Origin of the sequence: Pseudomonas sp. BSw22131 (assembly GCF_026810445.1) — a bacterium.
GTDB lineage: Bacteria > Pseudomonadota > Gammaproteobacteria > Pseudomonadales > Pseudomonadaceae > Aquipseudomonas > Aquipseudomonas huanghezhanensis.
Genome location: NZ_CP113949.1, coordinates 229183 through 254464, shown reverse-complemented (window position 1 = coordinate 254464; position 25282 = coordinate 229183). Strand labels below are relative to the sequence as shown.

Below are 25282 nucleotides of genomic sequence, written 5' to 3'. Positions count from 1 at the left end.
GCGACAACTACCTTGAAAAACGCCGACCAGTGCCCACAATTAGGCAAGACTTGGCCTTCTACATTGGTCGCGTACTCTTTCATTTGATCCACTTGAAACTGCCCCATTCCACCGTGCCCTCCACCGCCGATTGCCAGCACAGGCATGTTCAGTGGAGTCTTTGACAGCTCGACGTTTTCAGCGACCGATTGGTTAAGCGCTCGGTAGTATTCGAACGACGCGTTCAGCGTACTGGGCTTGGCGTATGACTTGGCGTACAGATCGAGCAGCTCAGGCGTGAAGACATCCTTGTTGGTCGCGTGTTCTTTGATGAAGTGCGAGAGGAACAGCTTTTCATGCCCTGTGATCAACTTTTCGGCCAACTGGTCGCCAGTGGCGAAGAAGCTAAAATGCCAGACCAGTGACTCACCCTGTGGTGAGAATGCCGGGAAATCGTAGATGCGCTTGTCGGGAATCGGTGCCTCCATGTAGACCAGTTTCTTTATCTGGCTTTGGTGGGTTACTGCCATGGGATAGGTGTTCCAGATACCGATGTCATGCGCAACCAAGTCAAACGGCTGGTTGCCGCTTAGCTGTGTCGCTAGGGCGAACAGATATTTCGAGACGTCAGTGCCGGTGTAACTGGTCTTGGGCGGTTCCGACTCGCCCAGGCCCGGTAAATCCACCGCAACGACGGTGTGAGTCTTCGCAAGTTCGGGCATCAAGCTGTGCCACTCATACCAGGCTTGACCAAATCCGTGGACCAGGTAAACCAAAGGCCCGGAACCGCCCTTCACATAGTGGAGCCTGACGCCGTCTACGGTTTTGAATTCACTCTTGAATCCCGCTGGAACAGGAAACTCTGCCGCTTGAGCCACGCATGGTAAAGCCAGGGTGATTGCGACTGCGGCGAGGGCCAATCTAATGCGCTTTTTCATTTTATTTCTCCATCGAGTTATGGCTGAAAATTACGACTATGCGAAGGCGTGCTATCCCCAGATCAATGACCGTGGATCTCCTGGGTGGTGTGCCGTTGACCTTGGGGAAAACCATGCGCCCGTGCCCGAAATGCAATGGCCAGGCTGATCAATAGCAACGCCAGCAACACGCCAGCAAATGCACTCGTTCCCCATTGGCCGAGTAACACGCCACCCAGCAGTCCACCGCCGGCAATAGCGCTGTTCCAGACCACTACGTTCATGGAGAGCGCAACGTCAGAGCCCTTACCTGCGGCGTCGGCGAGTGCTGTTTGCAGCAGGGTGGCCGCGCCACCAAAGGTCAGCCCCCAAATGAAGACACCCACGTAAATGGCGGCGGCGGAGCTTGAGAACACTCCAAGGAAAATCGAAACCGCTGCGAATGTCGCAAGGCTGGCCAGCACGGTTGTCCGCAGGTGCCGGTCTACCAGTCGGCCCGTGAGCCAGATACTCGCCAGCGCCGCGACACCGAATGTGAGCAATACCAAATCGACGTCACTGTTCAGCCCAGCCTTGGAAACGAAGGGCGCGACATAGGTGTAAAGAATGTTGTGGGCCAGCATCCAGGTGAAGACGACAGCCAATACCGAGCGGACGCCTGGGGTGAAAAACACCTGACGTAACGGCATGCGCTGTGAGGATGATTGGCCTGGGTAATCTGGCACTTTGATCAGCACCCAAACGATCAACACCAGGGTCATGCCGGACATCAACCCAAAGGCCATGCGCCAGCCCATGAATCCACCCAGCCAGGTTCCCATCGGCACACCCAACGACAACGCGATGGGCGTACCCACCATAGCCACCGCCAATGCGCGCCCCTGCAAATGAGGGGCGACCATGCGCCGTGCATAGCCCGTGATAAGGCTCCAGGCCAGCCCCGCTGAAACCCCGGCGAAAAACCGTGCGATCAGCGTCAGCCAGTAATCGGAAGACAGCGCTGTGAGGGTGTTGAATACCAGGAAGCCGACAATCGTCAGCAGCAGTACCGTCCTTCGGCGCCAGCTTTGCGTGGCAATGGTCAGCGGGATTGCCGCCAGCAACGACCCCAACGCATAGACAGTCACCATCTGTCCGGCCAGAGACGCAGAGACACCCAGGCCACTGCCAATTTCGGGCAGCAAGCCCGCTGGCAAGGTCTCGGTGACAATGCAAATGAAACCCGTCATCGCCAGTGCAAGTAAGGCCCCAAGCGGAAGCTTTCCGCCCTGTCGCTCATCTGTAGTCATTTGCCACCTCACATATATACCGATCGGTATAATATGGGGGCTATACCGCGATCTAGTCAACGACTTATATATCGATTAGTATTTAAGTGATCGAAAAGGAGGTTCATATGGCACAGATGGGACGTCCACGCACCTTTGACCGTAGCGTGGCGATTACTCAGGCGATGCATTTGTTCTGGGAGCACGGCTATGACGCAACATCACTCAGCCAGCTCAAGGCAAATATCGGCGGCGGCATCACCGCACCCAGCTTCTACGCTGCATTCGGCTCAAAGCAGGCGCTGTTCAATGAAGTGATGGAACGTTATCTGAACACCCACGGACGGGTGACCGATAGCCTGTTTGACACCACGTTCCCCCCGAGAGAGTCGATCGAACTCACGCTGCGGCGCTCCGCGAAAATGCAGTGTGAGCCCGACCACCCGACAGGATGCCTAGTGGCGCTGGGTCTTCTGAGTGCCTGCACGGATGAAAGCAAAGCCATCTCCCAGCCGCTGGCTGACGCAAGATCCTTGAACCGTGCAGGGATCGTGGCGTGTGTCGAACGCGCTATCGCATACGGGGAGCTGCGACCAACGGTTGTGCCCGAGGCATTGGCCACGGTGTTTGACAGCTTTCTTCTGGGAGTTTCGGTACTGGCCCGAGACGGTGTGCCACTCAAACAAATAGACGATGCCGTGACGCAAATCATGACTTTATGGGATGCGTCATGTATCGATCGTCCGGCTATTGGTTGATCGTACTTTGCACCATGTCGAAACCAATTCCGAATATAGCGTCCAGCGCTGGTTCCGGCGCATGAACAATATTGGTCGGGACTCGACGCACGCTTTTACTAACGATGGTTCGCTTATTTGTTTGCTCAACCCGCAGAAGGCGTAAGGCCTCCCTTGCGCTTGGCAAGATGAGCAACGGTGAACCAGCCTGAAGCCAACGCCAGCAGCAATGCACAGGTTGACAGAATCCCGCCTACCCAATTCGGCGCTGCATAACCGAAGCCTTGGGCGATCACCCAACCGCCCAGCCAGGCGCCGATCGCGTTGCCTAGATTGAACAACCCAATGTTCACGGACGCCGCGAGGTTGGGCGCCCCAGCGGCACGCGCCTTGTCCATCACCAGACGCTGAATCGGCGACACACTGGCAAAGCCGAATCCGGCCATCAGGAACACACACAAAGCCGACGCAACGCGGCTTTCCACGACGAAGAAAAACGCGAACAGCACCAGCGCCTGCCCCGCCAAGGTCACGTACAACAACGGCATTAAGGCGCGGTCGGCCAGTTTGCCGCCCAGCAAGTTGCCTATGAACAGTCCCAGGCCGAACAGAAAGAGGACACCGGTTACACCGTGGTCGGTGTAGCCCGACAACTCCGTCATCATGGGTGATATGTAGGTGATTGCTGTGAAGAATGCGGCAGGCCCGAGCACGGTAATGCCCATCGCCAGCAAAACTTGTACGTCTATGAAAGCTGAAAACTCGTGACGCAAACTGGGAGCCTTGTGTTGCTTACCCTTCGGCACCAGCAATGCCACGGCTAGCATCGCCACGACACCGATCACTGTGATCGCCAGGAAGGTTGCGCGCCAGGACACCATCTGCCCCAGCCAGGTGCCGGCGGGCGTGCCGATCAGATTGGCCAGCGTAAGGCCGCTGAACATGAAGGCAATGGCGCCGGTTCGTCGGTTAGGTGCCACTAGCTCTGAAGCGAGGATCGAGCCGATGCCGATAAACGCGCCATGGGTCAGCGAAGTGACGACTCGACCGGTCAGGGCCCAGGCAAAGGTCGGCGCAATCGCGGTCAGTAAATTGCCCACGATGAAGAATCCCATGAGCGACACCAACATGGTTTTCTGAGGCAACCTCGCGCCCAGAATGATCAGCAGCGGCGCCCCTACAAAAACCCCCAATGCATAGCTGGTCGCCATATAGGCAGCAGCGGGTATGGAAAGGTCGAACTCGACAGCGATCCCGGGTAGCAAACCGACGATGACGAACTCGGTGACACCAATGCCGAACGTAGCAATGGCCAGAGCCCAAATGGCAGCAGGCATGAAAAGTCCCTCTCAATTGAAGTGCAAAGTTGATAGAGAACTCTATAGGCATAGAACCTAATAGGAAATTAGGTACTATCAAGGGACATAGATACCAATTGGTAACCATAAAATGCCGAAAATCGATGATATTCACTTGGTGTTTGACGCCAACTGCGCGCCACGCAGGGTCATGGGCCTATTCGCCGTCAAGTGGGTCAGTATCGTGCTGCACGCACTCGATCGCTGGCCGGGTGGACGTTGTCGCACTGGGCAATTACAGAGGGCGTTGCCCGGTATTTCCAAGAAAATGCTGGTGCAGACACTGCGCGACGTGGAGGCGCGAGGACTGGTAACGCGCCACGTTCATAGCGTGGTGCCACCCAAGGTGGAATACGCATTAACGCCGCTTGGCAAAACTTTCGCCGAAGCAGTGGAAATGCTTTATCGCTGGGGAGAGGAACACCAAGAAGCCCTGGACGAACTGGAAACCAATATGGCCAGCGCTCAGGCACTTATCGAAGCATCTGGCGACGAGCCAGTGTCGGAGGAAAACTGACCAGCGATGTCCTGAATTTCTTAGCTGAGCGCAGAAGGCCTTCGTAAACCTCACAACCCATGGCCTTGCGGCTGTAAATATCCTCGATGTAGAGGGGCGTGCGCTGGGCTGTTGCCCAGCGTCTTGCCGTTCGATCGCACTCAAGGCATAGCACAGCAGTTCACGTTCAAGCTGCTGGATGCTTTTTTGTCATTTCAAGACTGTTCGCGTCCAACCCTCCACTGGTTCTGAACACGTTGCCCCCCCACTCCCAACCTTCCCCTGCTGCGGCTTATGCAGGGACATACGGCATGCATGCAACTTGACATGCGGAGCGTATGCCAAATAATATAAACACATACGCCGCGTATGAATTGCCTGGCGCACGGACAGATATCTTCAACCGAAGACAACCCACCCAACGCGCAAGCAATCAGGAGTATTTATGATCGACAGCCTCGCGGGATACCAGTCGCCGTCCATGATTACCGACCCGGCAACCCGGGAATCTCTCAATGCGTTTATCAAGAAGGTTCTGCAGGGGTTTTCCACCACTGGCTCGGACGTCGCCAAGTACTTCGCCGATCCGGACGTCGCGATCGCCGGCTCCGGCCTGGACGAGTACTTCATGGGCGCCGAGGCAGTGCAGAATGGAGTGACTTGGGTGACCACCTTGAACATCCGCTGGGAACCACGTCTCGTGGTGTCCTGGATGCGCGGAGACATTGCCTGGGCACAGATTCGCATCGACGGCCACACGCTTGAAAACGAAGAGCCAACGATCGTCCAATATGTGGCGACCGGAGTCTTTCAGCGCAATGCTGACGATTGGACCTGGCTGTATTGGGGCGGCGGCGAACCGCAGAAAGCAGCGCGGCTGTAATCAGCCAGACCTGCGGGTCCAAAAGGTCCCCAAGCCCTTTGCTGCAGCCCGTTGATTGTTGATCGCTGTCCTCAGTCGTCAATCAATCGAATGGATTGCGGCGAACGGTTCAATCAACTGCTGATTTTCCGCCCCTGTTTATCAGCCCGCCATCGGGATTGCACCGGAGGCCACAGATGCCTTTTTTCAGAACATATCCCTTCCATCTCGACAATGCTGCTCTCGAGAAGCATTGCCGACCCGCCGATTTTTTTGCCTGCGATACCTTGTTGCAAGAGGATGCCGGCGCGCCTGACGCTACGCAGTCCAATGAACCCTGCGAATTATCGACCTCCCCCGCCCGACCACGACAAGGTCCACAAGCAGTATCACCTGATTGCGGCTGAACGATAGCGGGATGTTCCGGACACTCGGGGAACCCTGAGAGCCGAGCCGGCATGTCCCCAGCCCTGCTCCGTTGCCATACCGGCGTGGGCCGATTCCGGCGATGGGCAACATACGATCCACGCAGGTGATTCCAAGGGGCGCTCTTTTCAGAGTGCCTTGGCCGTATCGCGCAGCAAATACTTCTGGATCTTGCCCGTCGAGGTTTTCGGCAGCTCGCCGAACACCACGGTTTTGGGCAGCTTAAAACCCGCCAGATGCTCACGGCAGAACTGAATGACGTCAGCCTCTCGCGTGTCCTCATGCCCGACTTTAAGCGTGATAAACGCGCAGGGTGTTTCGCCCCATTTGTCATCCGGGCGCGCAACCACTGCCGCTTCCAGGACCGCCGGATGGCGATAGAGGACGTCTTCAACTTCGATGGTGGAAATGTTCTCGCCACCGGAGATGATGATGTCCTTGAGGCGATCCTTGATTTCGACATAGCCGTCGGGGTGTCGAACCGCCAGGTCGCCGGTATGAAGCCAGCCGCCCTTGAAGGCTTCGGCCGTGGCTTCGGCGTTTTTCAGATAGCCCTTCATTACCGTATTACCGCGCATGAAAATCTCACCCAGGCTGGTGCCGTCGCAAGGCACGGGTTCCAGGGTTCGCGGGTCGGCGACCATCAGCCCTTCGAGGGTCGGGTAGCGTACGCCCTGGCGTGACTTGATCTTCGCTCGCTCGTTCAGCGGCTGTTCATCCCACTGCGCGTGCCAGGCGCAAACCGTCACCGGACCGTAAACCTCGGTCAGGCCATAAACGTGGGTGATCTTGATGCCCATTTCCTCGACCGCGCCAATCACCTTGGCCGGTGGCGCCGCGCCGGCCACCATGGCGCTGACCGGATGATCGATGGCGGTCTTGGCCGAATCCGGCAGGTTGACCAGCGCGTTGAGGACGATGGGCGCACCGCACAGATGGCTGACCCGATGCTCGTGAATCAGTGTAAGGATTTTTTGCGGATCGACCCGACGCAGGAACACATGCGTGCCGGCCAACGCGGTGACGGTCCACGGATAGCACCAGCCATTGCAGTGGAACATCGGTAAGGTCCACAGATAAACCGGATGGTTGCCCATGGCCCAAGTCATCTGATTACCCAAGGAATTGAGGTAAGCGCCACGGTGGTGATAAATCACGCCCTTGGGGTTGCCGGTAGTACCGGAGGTGTAGTTGAGGGAGATGGCTTGCCACTCGTCCTCGGGCCATTGCCAGGCAAACTGCGGGTCGCCTTCAAGGAGGAACGCTTCGTAGTCCAGTGCGCTGACGGCACTGCCTTCGCCGTACTCCGGATCGTTCACATCCACCACCAGCGGCGGATTGGAAAGCCCACTCAAAGCCTCAAGGATCACCGCGTGGAACTCACGGTCGGTGATCAACACCTTGGCCTCGCCGTGTTCCAGCATGAAGGCAATGGCCTGCGCATCCAGGCGTATATTCAGGGTATTGAGCACCGCGCCGATCATCGGCACACCGAAGTGCGCTTCGAGCATCGCCGGGATGTTGGGCAGCATGACCGCCACCGTATCGCCCTTGCCAATACCTCGCCCACTGAGCGCGCTTGCCAGGCGTCGACAGCGTTCATAGGTTTGTTGCCAGTTGCGCCGTACAGCGCCGTGGATCACCGCCGGATACTCGCCGTAGACAGAGGCCGTACGCTCGATGAAGCTCAGCGGCGAGAGGGCAATATGGTTAACTGACGAGGGCGCCAGGCCCGTTTCGAAAATCGACATGACGTTTTCCTGTGGGGAAGCGGCCAGCCGTGTAGCGATGCTGGCAACCTCCGATGGCTGATTGTTAGCTCTGATCAGGTTTCGATAACGTCCCCGCCTTATCCACGGGGACGCTGCAACGGCTCAGGCAGTCTGCTTGCTGTTTTTGCGCAAAAATGAGCGCCAGGTCATGGCCCAGTGTTGCGGGTCTTCCAGTGGCGCGCTTTTCATCCGGTGAATCGCTTGGTTATGCGGCGAGGTCTTGACGATCTCCGGGTTCGAGTAGGCCTCGTCGGAAATGTGCGCGAGCACGGCGATCCAGGTATCCAGCGCCTCCTTGCCATACATCTCGCCCGCCTCGGGCGTGAAAGGCTCCGGCACCAGCCACGGGTGATGGCTGCTCCACATCGGATCAATGCCGAAATCGCTCATGCGATTCTGCACGTCGTGGACGTCGACCCCGGTGTCCTCCTTGAGTTGCTCAAGGCTATAGCGCGTCATCTCCATCCGCGGGCTGGTGGCCTCGGGGTGGGAACGGGTGACGCCGCGTATCGCCAGTAAACCTTTTTCCATGTAGTTGTTGGCCAGAACCGAGATATCGGACGCTTCGGCCATGCCTTGCGCACCCATGGCGCGCGACCAGGCATAGGCCTTCAGAATCACCGGAACGTTGCCCCAGAACTCACGGATCTTGCCGGCGCTCTGCGGACGATCGTAATCCAGGCTGTAGCGCTCACCGTCGAACGCCACCACCGGTGCAGGCAGGAACGGCGCGAGTTCCGCCGAACACCCATAAGCCCCCACCGCCGGGCCGCCGACTCCACTTTTTGGTGCGCCAAACGTCTTATGCAACATGAACATGCACGCATCGAAACCGAGTTCGCGTGCCCGAATCTTGGTCATCGCACCGTTGAAATTGGCGTGGTCGTAGAAGCACAGACCACCCGCCTCGTGCACCACCTGCACCCACTCGCGGATTTCCGGGTTGTAGACGCCCATGTCATCGGGGTTGTTCACCATCAACGCGGCGGTGCGATTAGACACGGCGGCTTTGAGGGATTCGAGGGACGGGTAACCGTTATCCTCGATCATCAACGTGATCACTTTGAACCCGGCTGCAGCGGCGGTCGCCGCACTGCTCGGGTGAGTTTGGATCGTGGTGATGATTTCGTCACGCTGCGCCAGTTCGCCACGGGACGCGTGATAGGCACGGGTCACGGCGCAGTTGGTGTAAGCCGCGTCGGCACCGCCTCCAGCCTGGAAGATGAACTGATCCATCCCGGACAATTCACGCAGGATCGTGTCCATTCCATGCACCACTTCCAGCGCGCCTTGCAGGGTATCTTCGTCCTGATACGGATGTACGTGAGTGATTTCCGGGCGCCAAGCCATCGCCTCGTTGATCTGCGCGTTGTACTTCATGGTGCAGGTGCCGAACAGGCTGATGTTCATCATGCCCAGGGTCTGTTGCGACAAACGCAGGTAGTGGTAAAGCACCTCGGGCTCGGACATTTCCGGCAACGCCGGTTTGCGCGTGCGGCGCATATTTGCGGGAATCAAGCCGTCGGCACTGCCGACAGCGGCTTGCACCTCGGCTTCCACGTCAGAAAAAATCACGCCGCGACGGCCAGGATAGCCCATCTCCAGAATGACCGGTTCGCTCCAGACGGGGGCGTGGTATTCCTTGAGTGTTGTGTTCATTGTGCGATTACCTTTTTGAATGCAGCGGTCAGACGCTCAAGGTCTGCCTGGGTGTGAATCTCGGTGACGCAGTAAAGGGCGCTGGCGCCCAGCTCCGGGAAGTCCTGTGTCAAGTCTTTGCCGCCGAAGATCCCGAGAGCGAGAAGCCGCTTGTTGATGTCCTTCACACTGAGTCCGGTCGCGTCGAAATTCACCACGAATTCCTTGAAGAAACCGCTTGGAAACGTCACACGCACGCCTGGAATCTCAGCCAGCAGCCTCGTGGCATAGTGAGCCCGCTGCAGGATGACATTGCCCACGTCTTCAAAGCCTTGGGGGCCCATCATTGCCATGTACACGGCATTGGCGATGGCCCACATGTACACCGAGTGCCCGGTCCAATCGTTTCCCTTGTCACGCAAGCCGTATGAAGATTGCTCGAACAGGCTCAGGCCAAAACCATATTCACCAGGCTTGGTGGTCTCGCCGATGCTGATGAACAGCGTCGGGTACTGGTGGGCGTAGAGTTCTTCGTCGCGGGTCGCAATGAAGCCGCTGACGCCGCCGCCGCAATTCATGTGTACGCCGAGCGGCTGCGTGGTACCGACCACGATGTCGGCGCCGAAATCGATCGGTGCCGCCAGCACGCCCAAGGAGATAGGGTCGACGCCGACGATCACTTCCGCGCCCACCGCATGGGCAATCGCCGCAATCTCGGCACCTTGTTGTTCGATCACCCCGAAGTAGGACGGGGTTTCGAAATACACGGCAGCCGTTTGCTCGCCGATCGAGGCGCGAAGGTGATCAAGGTCGAGCAAGCCGGTTGCCGGATCATAGTCGACGAGGCGTACGACAATGTGGCTCGGCATGTCGACCGGTTCGCAGTAGTTGCGAATGATCGAAAGCCGCTCCGGGTCGATGGCGCGGACCACCGCCACTTCGTTGCGCCCGGTGATGCGTGTGGCCATGCGAATGGCGTGGCCCGCGGCGCAGCCCCAACTGCGCACCGGCAGGCCCACCAGGTCCATGTTCAGCAACTCGCCGAGCTGACTGCAGAACTCAAACCAGGCCTGGTTGCGCCCATGATCGGAGCTTGGCTCGCCGAACACCGACGTCAGCCACTCGTTGCGGCGCACAACCTCGTCGCACGCCGCCGGAACGTGGTGCTGCCAACAGCCGGCGCCCAGAAAGTTGAGATTTTGCTCGCACGTTTTGTTCTTCGATAGCGTACTGACCAGGTGCCGACGCAGCTCGCTCTCGTTGAGTGCCGGCGGCAGGTTGATCGGACGTTGCAGGCGATGGCCTTCGGGAATTTGCTGGAACAGTTCCTCGATGCTGGCGACGCCGATTGAATCGAGCATCTCCTGCTTGAGGGCGGGAACGGAGTTCGCCATGTAGGGGTGGGCAACATGATTACTCATGGGGTTATCCTCGTTTTTCGGATGGAACAAATGATCAGGATCGAACCCTGAAAAAGACGGACCGGTCGGGTCCTGTGTGCACGCGTATATGGCCACTGAGCATGGCGTCGATTTCGGCGTCGCCGGTGTCGACGCGCAGGCAGCCGGCGTCGAGGGAGATGAGCTTGTCCATCGAGGTGATCACGATGATGTTTTCGCGCCCGGTGCGGCGGATCACCTCGGCGCTGAGCTGTTGATTGCCGCGTCCGAACAAGCTGCCATGGCCGCCAAGCACGCCGACGATGATCCGTGTCTCATGGCCTTCCATCAGGCTGATCAACGCTTGCTCGTTGAGGTCGGCGCCTATCAGCGCGCCGTCCATGACCGCATCGACGCCAAGCAGCGTCGACGGCAGGCCGAGTTCGGTCATCACCCGCCGTGTCGTGGTGCCGGGCCCCAGCAGGTAAAGGCAGCCGACTTTCATCTGGCGGACGACCTGCCGGGCCACGGCGTCGAGCGCCAGGTTTTCATTGAGGACGGAACCGGCCTTGGCGTTTTGCACCAGGTGACGCTCGCGCGGACTGAGCGCGTAGCCATACAGGCGCGCCGACATCTGATCAGTGCGCATGGCGGCCTCATCAATGTCCATGACCTCGGCCTCGCGAAAGCGCACCTTGGACTCGCCGGCCATGACACGTGCCGCGAGGCTCCCTGCGTTCTCGGGATTGGTGGCGAAGACGGCGGAATACATTTTCACGCCCGTCGGGATACCGAGGATGGGCACTCGATCGCTGACCATTTCCAGCACATCACGCGCAGTCCCATCGCCCCCGGCGAACAGCAACAGATCGACGGCGGCGTCTGCCATGACGAGCGCAGCCTTGCGAGTGTCTTCGGGCCGGCTCGATCCTGGTGAGGGGCGGTAGACGACGACAGGTTCAAGACCGGCGGCGCGGGCGATGTCTTCGCCCAGCGCCCCAGCGCCGGTGATCAATAGAAATGGTGTGGCCGAGGTCGCCAGACGCTTGAGCGCGAGAGCAGCCCGTTCGCTTGAGACCGGCCGCGCGCCACGGCGTATCGCTTCCTGCAGAACCTCAGGACCATCGGTGCCCTTCAAGCCCACACGCCCGCCCATGCCGGCGACTGGGTTGACAATCAGTCCGATGGTTTTGCGCTGGTTGGTGCTGAGGCGTGAAATATCGGAGTCGCGCTGCCCACGCATTGATCAGTATCCTGTGCTGAATGAAGGCGTTTCAGCGCCTGAGCAGTACACTGCCAAGACACATTGCATACGCCGCGTATGTCAGTCACAATACGACATGCACAGCGTATGTCAACTCACATACGCAATGAATGTTATTTTTGATAAGGAAGAGGACTGATGGCGCAGAAGCGTGCGGACATGATTACCGAGACCCGCGGCAAGCTGATCAAGGCGGCGCGGGACGCATTCGCTGCGAAGGGCTATGCGGACAGTTCGATGGATGATTTGACCGCTAAAGCCGGGCTGACCCGTGGCGCGCTTTACCATCACTTTGGTGACAAGAAAGGCTTGCTACAGGCCGTCATCGCCCAGATTGATGAAGAAATGGTGGCGCGACTGTCGGTCATCATTGCGAAGGCCAACACCACATGGGACGGCTTTATCGATGAATCCATCGCTTACATCAAGATGTCTCTTGAACCTGAAATCCAGCGAATTGTGTTCCTCGACGGCCCGTCGGTCTTGGGCGATCCATCGCAATGGCCAAGCCAGAATGCCTGTATCCGCAGCACTCAGCGCAGCGTCCAAAAGCTGATCGATGAAGGCACGATCCGAGCGGTCAACACCGAAGCGACCGCACGCCTGATCATGGGCGCGCTGCTCGGCGCGTCCTTGTGGATTGCCAATGCCGAGGATCCGCAAAAGGCTTCCGAACATGTAGCCGAAAGCTTCCTGGCATTGGCTTGCGGATTGCTGCTGGAAAATAAAACGGCGCATCAGAAGTAATCTGGCAGTTCGGCGGACGCCGTTTCTGCGCAAAACGCTGCCGCTGACGAAGCCTTTGCAAAACTGGGCGAAATATTCACAAACGCCCGAGAGCTTCGTTACTCACTCTGGATCGATAGCGAACCTTTGTGACAGGCGGAAACCAGACAGAAGCCGTCATTCACTTTCGATGTAAAGCCTTGCATGGCCTAGCCGATGATCATCGCAATGCAGTTCATTCATGTCGCCTTGATCTGGGGATTCAATAGAGGCGGCAAGGAGATAAATGCTCTTTTCCTATTCCGTCTAGAATTCCTGACGTAAAGTGCTTTTTTGCCAGTTAATGTCTAGGAAAATAGATGCTATGCGACTCAACATTCTATCGGATCAAGTGCTCGCCGCCACAGTAGGGGCACACCTTCAAACGCTGCGGTTGAAGAGGAACATCAGCCTTGAGACGGTAGCGGAGAACGCGGCGATCAGCCGGCAGACTCTTCACCTGATGCTCAATCAAGGCAAAGGCACCTTGATCAATCTGATCGCCGTTTTGCGCGCCCTCGGCGAGTTGGAGCGCCTGAGTTCGTTGTTGGAGGAGGTGCGGCCCAGTCCGCTACAAATCATGCGCATGGAAGGTAAAAAGCGACAGCGCGCCTCCGGCTCTCGTGTTACCTCCGACGAAGCCAGGGCGGAGGTTGTTCACTCCAGCAAGCACAAAAACCGCGATTGGTGATGACAAAGCCAGCAGTCCATCTCCGACTTTTTTGTTGATGGTGGATAGCTTACTGGGTCGCGCATCTTGCCAAGATCAACGTGGTTGATCTCGTGAACCTATTGCCGCCTGTCGATACCTGGCGGTGCATTCTTAACGCGCTGAGGCTGAGGTTGAGGACCTTTTCGCTTTGGTCGCTCAAAATTACAGCAGGGATAATACACCGGCCGCCAATCCCACATCCCCCAAACTTCTTTAGCTGGGAAAGGGCAACTCCACTCCCCCAAACCGAGTTTATAGTTCTCTTCAACGAAATGTGTTGACTCTTGATGGCCTGCAATATAAGTCGACCAAAGAGACTCGACCGGCCGCATTTCGTCCCCGTAAGCTTTCACATCACGGACGAAGTCAGCAAAACTTTCATAGGTTTCGACTAAAGCTTGAATAATAAACTCCGTTGGTTCATCAGGTGGGAGCCTGTTTATAGACCTCGCTTTCTTGACAATGCCCAGCCGCCTTTCAATTTTATCTCCCACATGCCTGTCGGATTCAGAATCACAGACTCTTTGCTCGAAGACTTCGTCTTGATGGATTTTTTCATATAAGACGGCGAGAACCGCCTCCTCCGAAAGGTGATGGGTGAATGAAAGAAGGTCTGTAAAGATCTGAGCTTTTTTCAACTCAAAAGGATCTGTGTTCAACGTCACAGGGCTGTCCTTTAGATGTCGTCCCCCACAGGCCTTCCACATCACCCCCAGATCATGACCTCCATGGGAAAACTGCTTGTCACAAGCCGGGCAACATTTGACTAACTCTACATTGTGCTCCGAACAGACTTTCAGTTTAAAACAGTGAGCACGCCGCCAGAAAGAAAATCCTAAGCGTTCAATATCTTCTGCAACACAAACCGGGCAAAAACCTGATGGCCTTCTATTTGAATCATAGCAACTTGAAAAACTTATATATTCGTTCCCAGAGTAAGAGATATTTTGGATATTTTTAAAAATTGCCGTGAAAGGATAGTTAGTATGCCTATGCAGCATCTTGTTTAAGCCGTAACAGCCAAACCATCCCAGTGCTTCGGCAATTTTCGAAACATCTCCCCGTGAGGGGCTTTTTGGAAACTTCCGAAACACTTCCGTGGAAGAATGTTTTCCTTTAATAAAAAGAGTTCTTTCCACAAAGGAACGCATAGTCTCCTCTGGCTGAATCGCTAGGATCATTTTGGGCTTTCAAACGTTGAGCTTCGCCCAGAGTAGGGAGGAGCGGAGGAAAGCGTCGCTAGCTACCGAACCCGTGGGGCACAGGAGCTAGCGACAGACTTTATTTAGTTCCGACAGACTTTATTTCGTAGGATCAACTGTAGGAGCGCGCTTGCCCGCGATTGCATTTCGTCAGTCACCGCAACAACCGGTGAAACATCTCAATCGCGGACAAACGCGCTCCCAAAAGGGCATCAAACTTGAGGCAAAAAAAAGCCCGCAGCGACAGCGGGCTTCTTCTCAGCAAGGTATCTGACACCCCTTAGATAGGGCGGCTACCGTACTTGTTGTCAGGCTTCTTGGGCGGGTCAGCGACCACGTTGGCCTCAACTTCCTGCACCTTGCCACCACGGGCGAGGAACTCTTCCATCGCGCGGGCCAGAGCGTCACGCTCTTTGTTTTTGGCCTCTACGCTAGGCAACTCATCAACCGAGACAGCAGCCTTGGCCTTGCCTTTGGCAGGTGTAGAGGAGACTTCGGCACCATCATCAGCTTCCGAGCCATCCTCTTCGGGAGCAGCGGCAAGCTCCTCACCGTCTTCACCTTCCAGTTCGTCTTCCAGACCTTCGTTATCGTTGTCGTCGTCGCTCATGTTCTACCTCATGACTTGCGAAAGCAGATTAGTTATAGCCCAGCTGCGCTTACTTTCTAAGACAGGTGGAAAAATTCAACGTCCGCCGTTAACCGGCGGTCATGCCCATTCACCCTGGAGGGTGGCAAGGACGTTGCGCGCACCGCCAGCATCGCGATGTTCGCCTAGATAAACACCTTGCCAGGTTCCTAGCGCCAGCCTTCCGGCCGTCACCGGCAGAACAAGTTGGCAGCCTAGCAAACTGGCCTTGAAGTGCGCAGGCAGATCGTCGGGACCTTCGTCGTCATGTTCATATGCGTCCACGCCCTGAGGCACCAGACGATTGAAAAAACGCTCGAAATCACGTCGCACTGCCGGGTCGGCGTTTTCGTTGATGGTCAACGACGCCGAGGTATGCTGCAGCCACAAATGCAACAGTCCGACTCGACATTCACGCAGCTCGGGGAGACCTGCGATGATCTCGTCGGTCACCAGATGAAATCCGCGAGGCCTTGCCCGCAGGGTGATTCTGGTCTGCTGCCACATACAGTTCTCCGCCCTTCGGCGCGCATTCTAACGCGCTGGAAAAAAAAACAAAGCGCGTAATTAACGACGTTGTTTGTAAGCGTGTTGCCAACGCTGGTATCCGTTCGCGATAAGAGTCACACCCACTTCCTATAACGGCTTATTGGTGCAACAACGAGCTGGCAATGGCGTGTGCAGACAGCGTATCGACAAACGCCAGACAAAAAAATGCCCGGTCGCCCGGGCATTTTTTCAAGCGCGGTTACAAGTTGTAGCCACGTTCGTTGTGTTGCGCAAGATCGAGGCCGACTGCTTCTTCCTCTTCGGTTACACGCAGGCCCATGACCGCGTCCAATACCTTGAGGATGATGAAGGTCACGATGCCGGTGTAGATGACCGTAAAGCCTACGCCTTTGCACTGGATCCAGACTTGTGCAGCGATGTCAGTCACGGTGCCGAAGCCGCCCAGCGAAGGGGCTGCGAATACGCCGGTCAGGATCGCGCCAAGGATACCGCCGATACCGTGAACGCCGAATGCGTCCAGGGAGTCGTCGTAGCCCATTTTACGTTTGAGGGTTGTGGCGCAGAAGAAGCACACAACACCTGCAGCCAGACCGATGATCAGGCCGCCCATTGGGCCGACCGTACCAGCCGCTGGAGTGATAGCCACCAGACCTGCAACCACGCCCGATGCGATACCCAGTGCGCTTGGCTTACCGTGAGTCAGCCATTCAGCGAACATCCAGCCCAGCGCAGCAGCAGCGGTAGCAATCTGCGTTACAAGCATGGCCATACCGGCGGTGCCGTTGGCAGCAGCAGCAGAACCTGCGTTGAAGCCGAACCAGCCGACCCAGAGCATTGCCGCGCCGATCAGGGTGTAGCCCAGATTGTGCGGTGCCATTGGGGTGGTCGGGAAACCTTTACGTTTGCCCAGCACCAGACAGGCCACCAGACCAGCAATACCCGCGTTGATGTGAACAACGGTGCCGCCCGCGAAGTCGAGTACGCCCCAGTCCCACAACAGACCACCGACGCCGCTCCAGACCATGTGCGCGATTGGCGCATAAACCAAGGTGAACCAGATGGCCATGAAGATCAGCATCGCGGAGAACTTCATGCGCTCTGCGAACGCGCCGACGATCAGCGCCGGGGTGATGATCGCGAAGGTCATCTGGAACGTGACGAACACGGCTTCCGGGAACAATGCAGCCGGGCCCGTGATGCTGGCCGGCGTGATGCCCGCCAGGAATGCTTTGCCCATGCCGCCGAAGAAAGAGTTGAAGTTGACGACGCCTGCTTCCATACCGGTGGTGTCAAACGCAATGCTGTAGCCGTAAACGACCCACAGGATGCTGATCAGGCCGGTGATGGCGAAGCACTGCATCATCACAGAAAGAATATTTTTGGAGCGGACCATGCCGCCGTAGAACAGTGCCAGGCCCGGAATGGTCATGAACAGCACCAAAGCGGTGGAGGTGAGCATCCAGGCGGTGTCGCCTGAGTTGAGGACTGGGGCTGCCACCTCTTCCGCCGCCATGGCCAGGCCAGGGGTGACGAGGGACAACAGGGCTCCTAGCCCTGCGAATTGACGCAGAGTCATATTGTTTTCTCCTGGGGCGTTGGGGTTGGCCGCTTAGATTGCGTCGGTATCGGTTTCGCCGGTACGGATGCGAATTGCCTGTTCCAGATTGACCACGAAGATCTTGCCGTCGCCGATCTTGCCGGTGTTGGCTGCCTTGGTTATCGCCTCGATAACGCGGTCCAGATCCTTGTCATCGATCGCAACATCGATCTTCACCTTGGGAAGGAAGTCGACTACATACTCCGCACCGCGATACAGCTCGGTGTGGCCTTTCTGACGTCCGAAGCCTTTGACTTCAGTTACTGTGATGCCCTGCACGCCGATCTCGGACAACGACTCGCGTACGTCATCCAACTTGAACGGCTTGATGATGGCAGTGACTAGCTTCATGAAACTTTCTCCCGAATTGGTGGACTTGCCCCAGGAAAACAAACCCGACTCAAGTCTAAGCGCAGTGTCTGGCTTTGTAACGCGTCGATAGCCTTAAACAGACCAGATCAACGCCAGCAAACCGCTTCTGACGAAACACTTCCCCGCTCCGCCTGTCGCACTGGATTGGTCACAGCGACTGCTTCAGTGCATGGGTCATATGCCTCTAAGCAGAAAGCTTGCCATTTCAGCAAATCCCATTGATTACAGGACTTCTTTGCCTGAAGGTGCAGGACATAACCCCATCACCAAGGATGCGCGCACAACAACAGTGCATGCGCGCACGAGCGAATGCGCGATAACCGTGCAACCGTTTGCCCCTCAAAAGACTATAGACGCTGCGTGATACACTGCCGCGCATCTGATTTCAGGGAAGCCCCTCATGCTCGCGCCCAAAGATTTTCTCGATGCCGTCAGCGGCCACGCTTCACGTTTGCTCAACGGCGAAACCCCGGTACAGCGCAACGAAATCGAGACCCAGTTCAAAGCCCTCCTGCAAAGCGGTTTCAGCAAACTGGATCTGGTCAGCCGGGAAGAATTCGACAGCCAGATGATCGTCCTTGCCCGCACCCGCGCACGCCTTGAGGCACTGGAAGCGAAGATGGCAGAGATGGAAGCGCAGTTGGCGAAGCAGCCGAAAGCGGCAGGGGCTGAGCAGCAGGATTAAGCGTTGAATCCCGAGGTGCTCAGGCGCAGTGCGAGAGGCGTTGAACCTGCGCTTTTATGGCTGACCCACGTTCTGTTTCCGTTTTACGCAGGTCGTAGGTCGTAGGTCGTAGGTCAGTTGCAGGTTCAGCCAGAACGCCGGGGTTGTTTCAAAACACGCCGCGAGACGCAACGCCACGTCAGCGCTCATACCTCGTCTCTGAAGCACAATGTCATTTATCGTAGGAGTGGAAACGCTCAAAGCTCGAGCGAGTGCCGCAGCGCACCGCGCGCTATCTCTTTAGACATACACAAGATTGGCCCTAAAGACCTGTCTAAAGTGCAGCAATTGCTCCAAAGAATCCAAGTGATCTATTACCAAAGGGCGATCGTCATTCTGATATTTGCAGATCGCCTGCGTTGCATAGAGCATCCATTGACTAAGATCGGGGGTGTCCAGCTCTCTGCGCCGATCAATGAGTGCCGGCTGATCCATGCTCAGAGACCACTTGGCGTCCTCCACATGTCGGCGGTCTCGAACCACGACGAAGCCAAACTGGTGTTCCAATAAGCTGGTCAGCTCACTTGCCACTGCATGTTTTGCCACTTATCACCACGATCTGACGTGTGTCCATGCACTACTTCTCCCAGAGGCCCATGATCTGACGCGCAATTTCAAGCGAGGTGTATGACTCAGTATCAAAAGTGCTGTCCGCATAAGCAGCAAGCGACCGCGCACTCTGCTCGTTGGGGTGAACCACGCACGCCTGGTATTCTTCAACGAAGGTCTCGGTGCGGCTGGTGCACCTCTGCTGCAGAACCGCATCAGGTGCGACGATGTGTATGTGCCTCACCGCATCGCCGAAGCACATCCTGAAAATCTCCTTAGCTCACTGAGGTAGATAGCCATTGAGTGATGATCCTTCCCTACACGACTAAACCACCCCCAGACTTGGTTTTGCTCAGCCCGCCTGTGTTCTTTCAGCACTATAAATAAAATTCGCCGCGCTCAAAGATTGAAAGTAACTTCGCGATATATCCGCGAATAGGCCAGCAAGCGAAGTTTTTGACTTATCACGATACGCAAGTGAAATATCCAGGTTACCTATGACTGGGAAATCCTCAGCCTCTCCTAGTATGCGAAACTCTTCACCTACGGTGCTCAACAAAACCGCTGAAACATAACAACCCGATGACAAAGCCGCAACAATACCGGAATGACTTGTACTGTGGTAACTGATTCTATAAGGTTTTCCTACTCGATTAAGGGCACTCAATATTAAATCCCTATCTCCGCACCCCTTAGTGAAAAGAGCCAGTGGGATTGGTTCTTTCTCAAAAACTAAGCTATCTCGAGCACTAACCCATGTCAAAGGCTCTGAATGTAGTAACTCTGAGGGAATGCTAGCAGGACAGCCCTGCGTCAGCACCACATCAAGTTCACCAGCCTCGTAGCTCTGCCAGAGCTCATTGCTATATCCGCAGTGAACTTCAATCTCAATGTCAGGAAAACGATCCGAACAGCATTTTATAATTTCAGAAAAGTAGCTGGATGCGTATGTATCTGAAGAACCTACTCTAACAATTCCTGCGTAAGATTTATCTGTCAGCTTTGCCACAGCCTGATCGTTAACTTCTAAAATCTTCACCGCATATGCCAACATGCGATCCCCATGAGCCGTCAGCTCAAGGCTACGCCCTCCCCTGATAAAAAGGTCTGAGCCTAGCGAACCTTCAAGCTTTTGAATTTGTTGACTCACTGCGGACTGCACACGGCATAATTTCTGAGATGCTTTCGAAAAACTTCTAAGCTCGGCAACAGTTACAAACGATCGCAGCTGATTCATGTCTAAATTCATACCGATACTCCCTTATCACAGCATGTGATAGGTTGTATCATAATTATTAACAAGCCCGCAGTCAATGCATGCCTTATTATTGGTTCCCAAACTAAAAGGGAGCATAACCGTGGCATCGAAAATTATAGGAAAAATCAAGGTAGATGACTGTGATCTCGAGAAAGATATTAAGTATCTGAACTCAGTCACTAAGCAACCAGAGGAATATGACGAGTTCGGGCAGGGATACTGGAAAAATCTGTCGCTATATAATGCAAGCGGCGATGCTAGTGACACCCAATACCGAAACACCGATAAATGCTTACCTACTGAGTATGCGACTCAGTGCCCTAGCATCCAAAAACTTGTTCAGCAGCACTTCAAGCTTGACAATCTCAAGATGATTCGAGCCAGAAGCCTCGTGGATGGATTAGTTATACCGCATCGGGACTTCGTTGAATTAGATAAGAAAATCACCTACTTTCGAGTATTTGTAGCACTTGAAAAAAATGAGGAGGCCTTTCATTCAGACGAACATGGTGTCTTCCAAATGAAAACAGGAGAGGTTTGGTTTCTAGACGCCGGTATCAGCCATGCGGCTGTTAACTTCGGGCTGAAAAGTCGGATGTTCCTTTGCTTGGACTTCATGTACGAGGGTGAGTTTGAATATACGGATATTTTCACCGACCGATCTGTACTTGAAGACTATCGCAGCTCGTTTTATATTTCTCGCAAACCTTTCATAAATTCACAAAAAGAAGAACTTATATCTGCAACCTCAAAGATCTTAGATCGCTTCACGTTCAAAGACGTAGTATTTGCTCTCTCAAAATATCATTTTATTTATGACCTACCTGTATCGTCTTGCTACGACTGGATCATTAGCGCAGCAGAGCAAAAAAACAATATTGAAATCATCAAAAAAGCGAAATCGTTACGCAAGTATCTCATTGAAAAAAGAGATATGGATGAGCGCTACTCAATAAACGACTGGAACATCTAGGCTGGAGCTCCACTATGAATGCGTTGGAAAGATATTCCCCCTTACTATTTCTTCTGATGTGGAGTAGTGGAGCTATATTTGTAAAACTAGGTCTCGAAGATGCCTCGGTTTCGGTTTTTTTGACCGTTCGCTCTATTGGAGCTACGGCAGCACTTTTCATGGTTTTTTTATTTATCACGAGAGGAACAGGAGCCCGATCACTACTTCTACCAAAACCTTTACTGATTAGAGCGATACTTATCGGAATACTTTTACAAGTAGGATATCAATCTGCATATTTCTTGGCGCTGAATTATAAAATAACTCCTGGTGTCCTAGCAATCATTTTAGGCCTCCAGCCAATTCTAACTCCAATGTTCGCAAATGAAAAAATCGGCAGGCTTGGGTATTTTTATCTGAGCCTTGGTTTAGTTGGTTTAATAACTGCAATATTAGGGGCTCGTGAAATTGGGGCCGTAACTGGACTCGGCCTGCTTTTTGGACTAATTTCCGTGGTTGCTATAAGTATTGGCTCAGTCATGCAGAAGCGATCTGTAATTAACCCTATTGCCTCAGCATTCTATCAAACTCTAACTGCGTCTTTCGTGTTTTTAGCAGCACTTCCATTCACCACGTTAAAACTGAATTTAACTCCCGAATTTATATTTTCTGCCAGCTGGATGATAGTTGTAGTTTCGACACTAGCAGTCCTCCTGTTATTTCGTATGCTGGCAAAGGATTCAGCAAGCAAGGTAGGTGTACTTTTTTACATGGTGCCGGTGGTTACGATTTTATTGGATTATTTAACGTTTGGTAATACAGTTTCGTGGATTACATTCGCCGGAGCTCTACTAATTATCATAGCCGTTAAAGGATTCGGCAAAGTTCACTTCACAAATGCTCCATCCCTATCCATTCAAACGAAAAAAACTTCCTCCTAATATTTTTCTGGAACTCCATCGCTGCCTGATAGGTTATGGGTTCCACCACCATGCCCTTGCCTCAGGTCTTAAATCAGTGAGCGCGGTCAGGTGGTCAGGTTGTGGGATAGATACGCTAAGCAAGCATTGACGTCAAACCCAACGGTTCCAGATGCTCTCCCTTGAGAATTTCCCTTGGGTGCACGGGCGCATTCCGTTCTTGGTCATTTGATTTACCTCAGTGGTAATTGACGATTTCAACGTTCTCCGGACCATGACTTCCCCAGATAAAGCTAATACGCCATTGGGCGTTATACGTATGCTGTGCTGTCCGTTGCGATCACCGCCCAGCGCTTCGAGGCGATTACCTGGGGGAGGCCTGAGATCCAGTAACGAGGTAGCAGCGTCAAGCATCACAAGCTTACGCTCCACGACCGACAGGATGATGACCACACACGTGTTTCGCACTGCCGAAAGAGCGATTCAGTATCCGTACATTTGAAGCTTACGATCATCAGCAATGCTTAACGTTATTCGTTAAGCGTGGAGTGTAAGGGCGCAAGGAAAATTGGCCCAGCTCATCAATACGTCGCAAGACGCCATCTCATGGAGTCCTAGCCCTTCGCCATTCAGAACGCGGAAACTGGGCCGGAGTGTGGCCGCCTACGTTCAGTATCGACAGGACACATGCAGTAGAACTTGCGTGGCTACCTCCGCGTCTTCGCTGACTATCCTTGAGCACGCCGCAGGACGCGGTGCCTCATCAAGGAAAGTCATGTCCCTCGCCATTGTCCTCAGCCGCGCCCAAGTCGGTGTCCAAGCCCCTGCCGTCACCGTCAGGTCCTGCCTTAGGTGGTGGTTGTGACATTTGGAAACAAATACAACTGATCGAAAATAGGCGCAACTGACGTGGCACCGGATATCGCCACTGCTTTTTTCAATAGGCTAGCGAATACGTGACTTCGAGGCGAGTCTTCCTCAGGGTACGACATTAATATCAGCCGTGATCTTCAGGTAATGCATTCAGTTTGCGAGCCTACCGCGTCATAGTCTGTTCTTGACGATCCGAATCGCCCTCGTGATAATAAATTCGAAATTGAAACAATATGCGCAATGGATAGCTCATTCACTCTAGGGCCTTACACGCAATGGATTGTATAAATGTAAAAAATCTGTCTAAAACCTATCGAATAAAAGAACCTTCGGAAGGGCCGCTCGGTTGGCTGACAAGTTTGGTATCTCCCCAGAGTTCGGAAAAGACGGCTGTTGACGATATTTCATTTACTGTCAAGCAGGGTGAGGTCGTAGGCTTTCTCGGTCCTAATGGCGCAGGTAAAACCACTACATTAAAAATGCTGTCTGGGCTGCTCTATCCGACGTCCGGGCAAATATCGGTTCTCGGCTATAAACCGCAAATGCGCAGCAAGGAATTTCTCAAGTCCATCTCGCTGATCATGGGGCAACGTCAACAGTTGATCTGGGACTTGCCGGCCATGGAAACTTTCCGGCTGAATCAGAAAATATTCGAAATCCCCGATGAACAGTTCAAACAGACCTATGGCTATCTGGATGAATTGCTTAAGGTATCAAAGTTGGCCAAGGCGCCGGTGCGAACCCTGTCGCTTGGCGAGAAAATGAAGTGTGAGCTGGTCGCATCGTTACTTCATGACCCCAAGGTTCTTTTTCTCGACGAGCCGACTATCGGACTCGATGTCGGGGTGCAAAAGATAGTTCGTTCATTTATTCGGGACTATAGCCGCGAGCGCAATGTTAGCGTTCTGCTGACGTCGCATTACATGCAGGATATTGAAGCCCTGTGTGAGCGAGTCGTTGTCGTTTCCGATGGCAAGATCTCCTTCGATGACACCCTGGAGTCGCTGCGTAAACGCATGTCGGATCACCGGATCATCACGGTGGAATTGTCTGAAAGCGTCATGGCTTCGGCACTTGGCCGGTACGGTCTGGTGCGCTCCGCAGACGGCTTTGTGCATGAGTTGCTGGTGCCGGCTGTCGAGGTGGTGGGTGTCTGTTCGCAGGTTCTCGCCGAGCAGCCGGTCATCGACATTTCCATTGGTGATCCACCGATCGAAGAGGCTCTGCTGAAGCTGTTCATGGCCTCTCAGGCCGACGCCGGGCAAAAGGTCAAGGGTGCGCCCGGGGAGTGTGTCGCGTGAGCCGGTTTGCCATGAAAGTTGCAGGCGTTGCGCACACAGCCATTCGTCGCAAGCTTGCGCATCGCGCAGAGTTGTTTGTATTGGTATTCGCCTCTTTGGTGCCGTTGTTCATGATGGTCATCTGGATGGGTATTGCAAAGGACACCGCACTGGAAGGTTTTACCCCGGCCAGGTTTGCCGCTTACTTTGCGTTGGTATTTCTGGTTGGCGAAATCGTCTCCAGCACAGCTGCTGAAGAAGTAGAGAGCGACATTCATTCGGGGGATATTGGCAGTTTCCTGTTGAAGCCGTTCAATATTGCTCTCTATTACCTTTTGGGTGAAATGGCTTCGGCGATGATCAGAGTCATACCGATATTTTTCCTGGTGGCTGGCGTATTCCTATTTTCCGAATCGGGTAAGTATTTGCACCTGAGCTATCTGATGCCTGCACTGCTCGGAGTCATACTGGGTTTTGCCATCAACTATTTACTTTATTTCATCGGCGGCCTTGCGGCGTTCTGGTCCGATCAGGCAAGTGCCTTTGATCTGGTGTTGACTTACATGCTTACATTGTTTGGTGGGGTCCTCGCACCGTTGACGCTTTATCCGGGGTGGATGCAGTCGGTACTTGAGTGGTCACCATTTCCTTATATTATTAGCTTTCCAATCAGAATCATCATGGGGGAGCTGACAAACGAACAGTTGGTGAACGGATTGTTGTTTCAGGTTGTGCTTGTTACTGCACTTTCGTTGTTGGCTCACTTTATCTGGGCCAAAGGTGTCAAACGTTATTCGGTGTTCGGATAATGAGGACGCTGAGCGCAGTCAAGGCGCTTCTGACA

At 54.6% G+C, this 25282-nt stretch carries 24 protein-coding genes and 3 pseudogenes; 10 read left to right on the top strand and 17 right to left on the bottom strand.

From position 1 onward, the window contains the following. Positions 1–71: 71 nt before the first annotated feature. Both OYW20_RS01085 and OYW20_RS01080 read right to left on the bottom strand, forming a co-directional pair. Positions 72–701: pseudogene (locus OYW20_RS01085) on the bottom strand (alpha/beta hydrolase); the annotation flags it as partial. A gap of 278 nt (positions 702–979) precedes the next feature. Next, positions 980–2185 carry an MFS transporter gene (locus OYW20_RS01080; protein WP_268798900.1) on the bottom strand — a complete coding sequence of 402 codons (1206 nt, stop codon included), beginning with the start codon at positions 2183–2185 and terminating at the stop codon, positions 980–982. 107 nt (positions 2186–2292) lie between these two features. Here OYW20_RS01080 and OYW20_RS01075 point away from each other — a divergent pair, with 107 nt between their 5' ends. Continuing rightward, complete coding sequence (locus OYW20_RS01075; RefSeq protein ID WP_268798899.1) at positions 2293–2922, top strand: TetR/AcrR family transcriptional regulator; 630 nt, start codon at positions 2293–2295, stop codon at positions 2920–2922. Positions 2923–3047: 125 nt separating this feature from the next. Here OYW20_RS01075 and OYW20_RS01070 read toward each other — a convergent pair whose 3' ends face one another. Beyond that, positions 3048–4238 carry an MFS transporter gene (locus tag OYW20_RS01070; protein ID WP_268798898.1) on the bottom strand — a complete coding sequence of 397 codons (1191 nt, stop codon included), beginning with the start codon at positions 4236–4238 and terminating at the stop codon, positions 3048–3050. Between the two features lie 112 nt (positions 4239–4350). Between OYW20_RS01070 and OYW20_RS01065 the strand changes: the two genes are divergently transcribed. After that, positions 4351–4776, top strand: a complete 426-nt coding sequence (locus tag OYW20_RS01065; protein WP_268798897.1) for a winged helix-turn-helix transcriptional regulator — start codon at positions 4351–4353, stop codon at positions 4774–4776. A gap of 424 nt (positions 4777–5200) precedes the next feature. After that, entirely contained in the window at positions 5201–5638 is a 438-nt protein-coding gene (locus OYW20_RS01060; RefSeq protein WP_268798896.1) for a nuclear transport factor 2 family protein, read from the top strand. A gap of 533 nt (positions 5639–6171) precedes the next feature. Here the strand turns inward: OYW20_RS01060 and OYW20_RS01055 are convergent. From OYW20_RS01055 to OYW20_RS01040, 4 genes are all read right to left on the bottom strand, one after another. Next, positions 6172–7794: an acyl-CoA synthetase gene (locus OYW20_RS01055; protein ID WP_268798895.1), complete on the bottom strand. Its 1623-nt coding sequence runs from the start codon at positions 7792–7794 to the stop codon at positions 6172–6174. A 123-nt stretch (positions 7795–7917) separates the two neighbouring features. Next, entirely contained in the window at positions 7918–9474 is a 1557-nt protein-coding gene (gcvPB, locus tag OYW20_RS01050) for an aminomethyl-transferring glycine dehydrogenase subunit GcvPB (RefSeq protein ID WP_268798894.1), read from the bottom strand. After that, positions 9471–10874 carry an aminomethyl-transferring glycine dehydrogenase subunit GcvPA gene (gene gcvPA / locus OYW20_RS01045; RefSeq protein WP_268798893.1) on the bottom strand — a complete coding sequence of 468 codons (1404 nt, stop codon included), beginning with the start codon at positions 10872–10874 and terminating at the stop codon, positions 9471–9473. The genes gcvPB and gcvPA overlap by 4 nt, the downstream gene beginning before the upstream one ends. A 34-nt stretch (positions 10875–10908) precedes the next feature. Beyond that, positions 10909–12075 carry an ATP-NAD kinase family protein gene (locus OYW20_RS01040; protein ID WP_268798892.1) on the bottom strand — a complete coding sequence of 389 codons (1167 nt, stop codon included), beginning with the start codon at positions 12073–12075 and terminating at the stop codon, positions 10909–10911. Positions 12076–12234: 159 nt separating this feature from the next. Between OYW20_RS01040 and OYW20_RS01035 the strand changes: the two genes are divergently transcribed. Both OYW20_RS01035 and OYW20_RS01030 read left to right on the top strand, forming a co-directional pair. Then, the gene (locus tag OYW20_RS01035) at positions 12235–12843 is read left to right on the top strand and encodes a TetR/AcrR family transcriptional regulator (protein WP_268798891.1); all 609 of its coding nucleotides are present in this window, start codon (positions 12235–12237) and stop codon (positions 12841–12843) included. Positions 12844–13186: 343 nt separating this feature from the next. After that, entirely contained in the window at positions 13187–13552 is a 366-nt protein-coding gene (locus OYW20_RS01030) for an XRE family transcriptional regulator (protein WP_268798890.1), read from the top strand. A gap of 98 nt (positions 13553–13650) precedes the next feature. Here the strand turns inward: OYW20_RS01030 and OYW20_RS01025 are convergent, their stop codons facing one another. The 5 genes from OYW20_RS01025 to glnK all read right to left on the bottom strand — a co-directional run bounded on the left by OYW20_RS01025 (position 13651) and on the right by glnK (position 17861). Continuing rightward, complete coding sequence (locus tag OYW20_RS01025; protein ID WP_268798889.1) at positions 13651–14724, bottom strand: TniQ family protein; 1074 nt, start codon at positions 14722–14724, stop codon at positions 13651–13653. Positions 14725–15055: 331 nt separating this feature from the next. Then, entirely contained in the window at positions 15056–15385 is a 330-nt protein-coding gene (sutA, locus tag OYW20_RS01020; RefSeq protein WP_268798888.1) for a transcriptional regulator SutA, read from the bottom strand. Between the two features lie 99 nt (positions 15386–15484). Continuing rightward, positions 15485–15910 carry a secondary thiamine-phosphate synthase enzyme YjbQ gene (locus OYW20_RS01015; RefSeq protein ID WP_268798887.1) on the bottom strand — a complete coding sequence of 142 codons (426 nt, stop codon included), beginning with the start codon at positions 15908–15910 and terminating at the stop codon, positions 15485–15487. A 241-nt stretch (positions 15911–16151) separates the two neighbouring features. Beyond that, on the bottom strand, positions 16152–17489 hold the full coding sequence (locus OYW20_RS01010; RefSeq protein ID WP_268798886.1) for an ammonium transporter: 1338 nt from the start codon (positions 17487–17489) through the stop codon (positions 16152–16154). A gap of 33 nt (positions 17490–17522) precedes the next feature. Further along, the gene (gene glnK / locus OYW20_RS01005) at positions 17523–17861 is read right to left on the bottom strand and encodes a P-II family nitrogen regulator (RefSeq protein WP_002555808.1); all 339 of its coding nucleotides are present in this window, start codon (positions 17859–17861) and stop codon (positions 17523–17525) included. A 421-nt stretch (positions 17862–18282) separates the two neighbouring features. On the opposite strand from glnK, the gene OYW20_RS01000 reads away from it, so the two are divergent. Beyond that, entirely contained in the window at positions 18283–18567 is a 285-nt protein-coding gene (locus OYW20_RS01000) for an accessory factor UbiK family protein (protein ID WP_268798885.1), read from the top strand. A gap of 19 nt (positions 18568–18586) precedes the next feature. Here the strand turns inward: OYW20_RS01000 and OYW20_RS00995 are convergent. From OYW20_RS00995 to OYW20_RS00980, 4 genes and pseudogenes are all read right to left on the bottom strand, one after another. Continuing rightward, positions 18587–18828: pseudogene (locus OYW20_RS00995) on the bottom strand (HigA family addiction module antitoxin); the annotation flags it as partial. A gap of 18 nt (positions 18829–18846) precedes the next feature. Next, the gene (locus OYW20_RS00990) at positions 18847–19152 is read right to left on the bottom strand and encodes a hypothetical protein (RefSeq protein WP_268798884.1); all 306 of its coding nucleotides are present in this window, start codon (positions 19150–19152) and stop codon (positions 18847–18849) included. 31 nt (positions 19153–19183) lie between these two features. Then, a complete protein-coding gene (locus tag OYW20_RS00985) occupies positions 19184–19417 on the bottom strand; it encodes a hypothetical protein (RefSeq protein ID WP_268798883.1) in 234 nt (77 codons plus the stop codon). Between the two features lie 90 nt (positions 19418–19507). After that, the gene (locus OYW20_RS00980; protein WP_268798882.1) at positions 19508–20404 is read right to left on the bottom strand and encodes a LysR substrate-binding domain-containing protein; all 897 of its coding nucleotides are present in this window, start codon (positions 20402–20404) and stop codon (positions 19508–19510) included. Between the two features lie 109 nt (positions 20405–20513). On the opposite strand from OYW20_RS00980, the gene OYW20_RS00975 reads away from it, so the two are divergent. Both OYW20_RS00975 and OYW20_RS00970 read left to right on the top strand, forming a co-directional pair. After that, the gene (locus OYW20_RS00975) at positions 20514–21386 is read left to right on the top strand and encodes an aspartyl/asparaginyl beta-hydroxylase domain-containing protein (protein WP_268798881.1); all 873 of its coding nucleotides are present in this window, start codon (positions 20514–20516) and stop codon (positions 21384–21386) included. Positions 21387–21400: 14 nt separating this feature from the next. Continuing rightward, positions 21401–22306: a DMT family transporter gene (locus OYW20_RS00970; protein WP_268798880.1), complete on the top strand. Its 906-nt coding sequence runs from the start codon at positions 21401–21403 to the stop codon at positions 22304–22306. 217 nt (positions 22307–22523) lie between these two features. On the opposite strand, the pseudogene OYW20_RS00965 reads toward OYW20_RS00970, so the two are convergent. Continuing rightward, positions 22524–22800, bottom strand: a pseudogene (locus OYW20_RS00965) (type II toxin-antitoxin system RelE/ParE family toxin). 633 nt (positions 22801–23433) lie between these two features. Between OYW20_RS00965 and OYW20_RS00960 the strand changes: the two are divergent. After that, on the top strand, positions 23434–24459 hold the full coding sequence (locus OYW20_RS00960) for an ABC transporter ATP-binding protein (RefSeq protein ID WP_268798879.1): 1026 nt from the start codon (positions 23434–23436) through the stop codon (positions 24457–24459). Beyond that, positions 24456–25247 carry an ABC transporter permease gene (locus tag OYW20_RS00955; RefSeq protein WP_268798878.1) on the top strand — a complete coding sequence of 264 codons (792 nt, stop codon included), beginning with the start codon at positions 24456–24458 and terminating at the stop codon, positions 25245–25247. The genes OYW20_RS00960 and OYW20_RS00955 overlap by 4 nt, the downstream gene beginning before the upstream one ends. Positions 25248–25282: the final 35 nt, after the last annotated feature.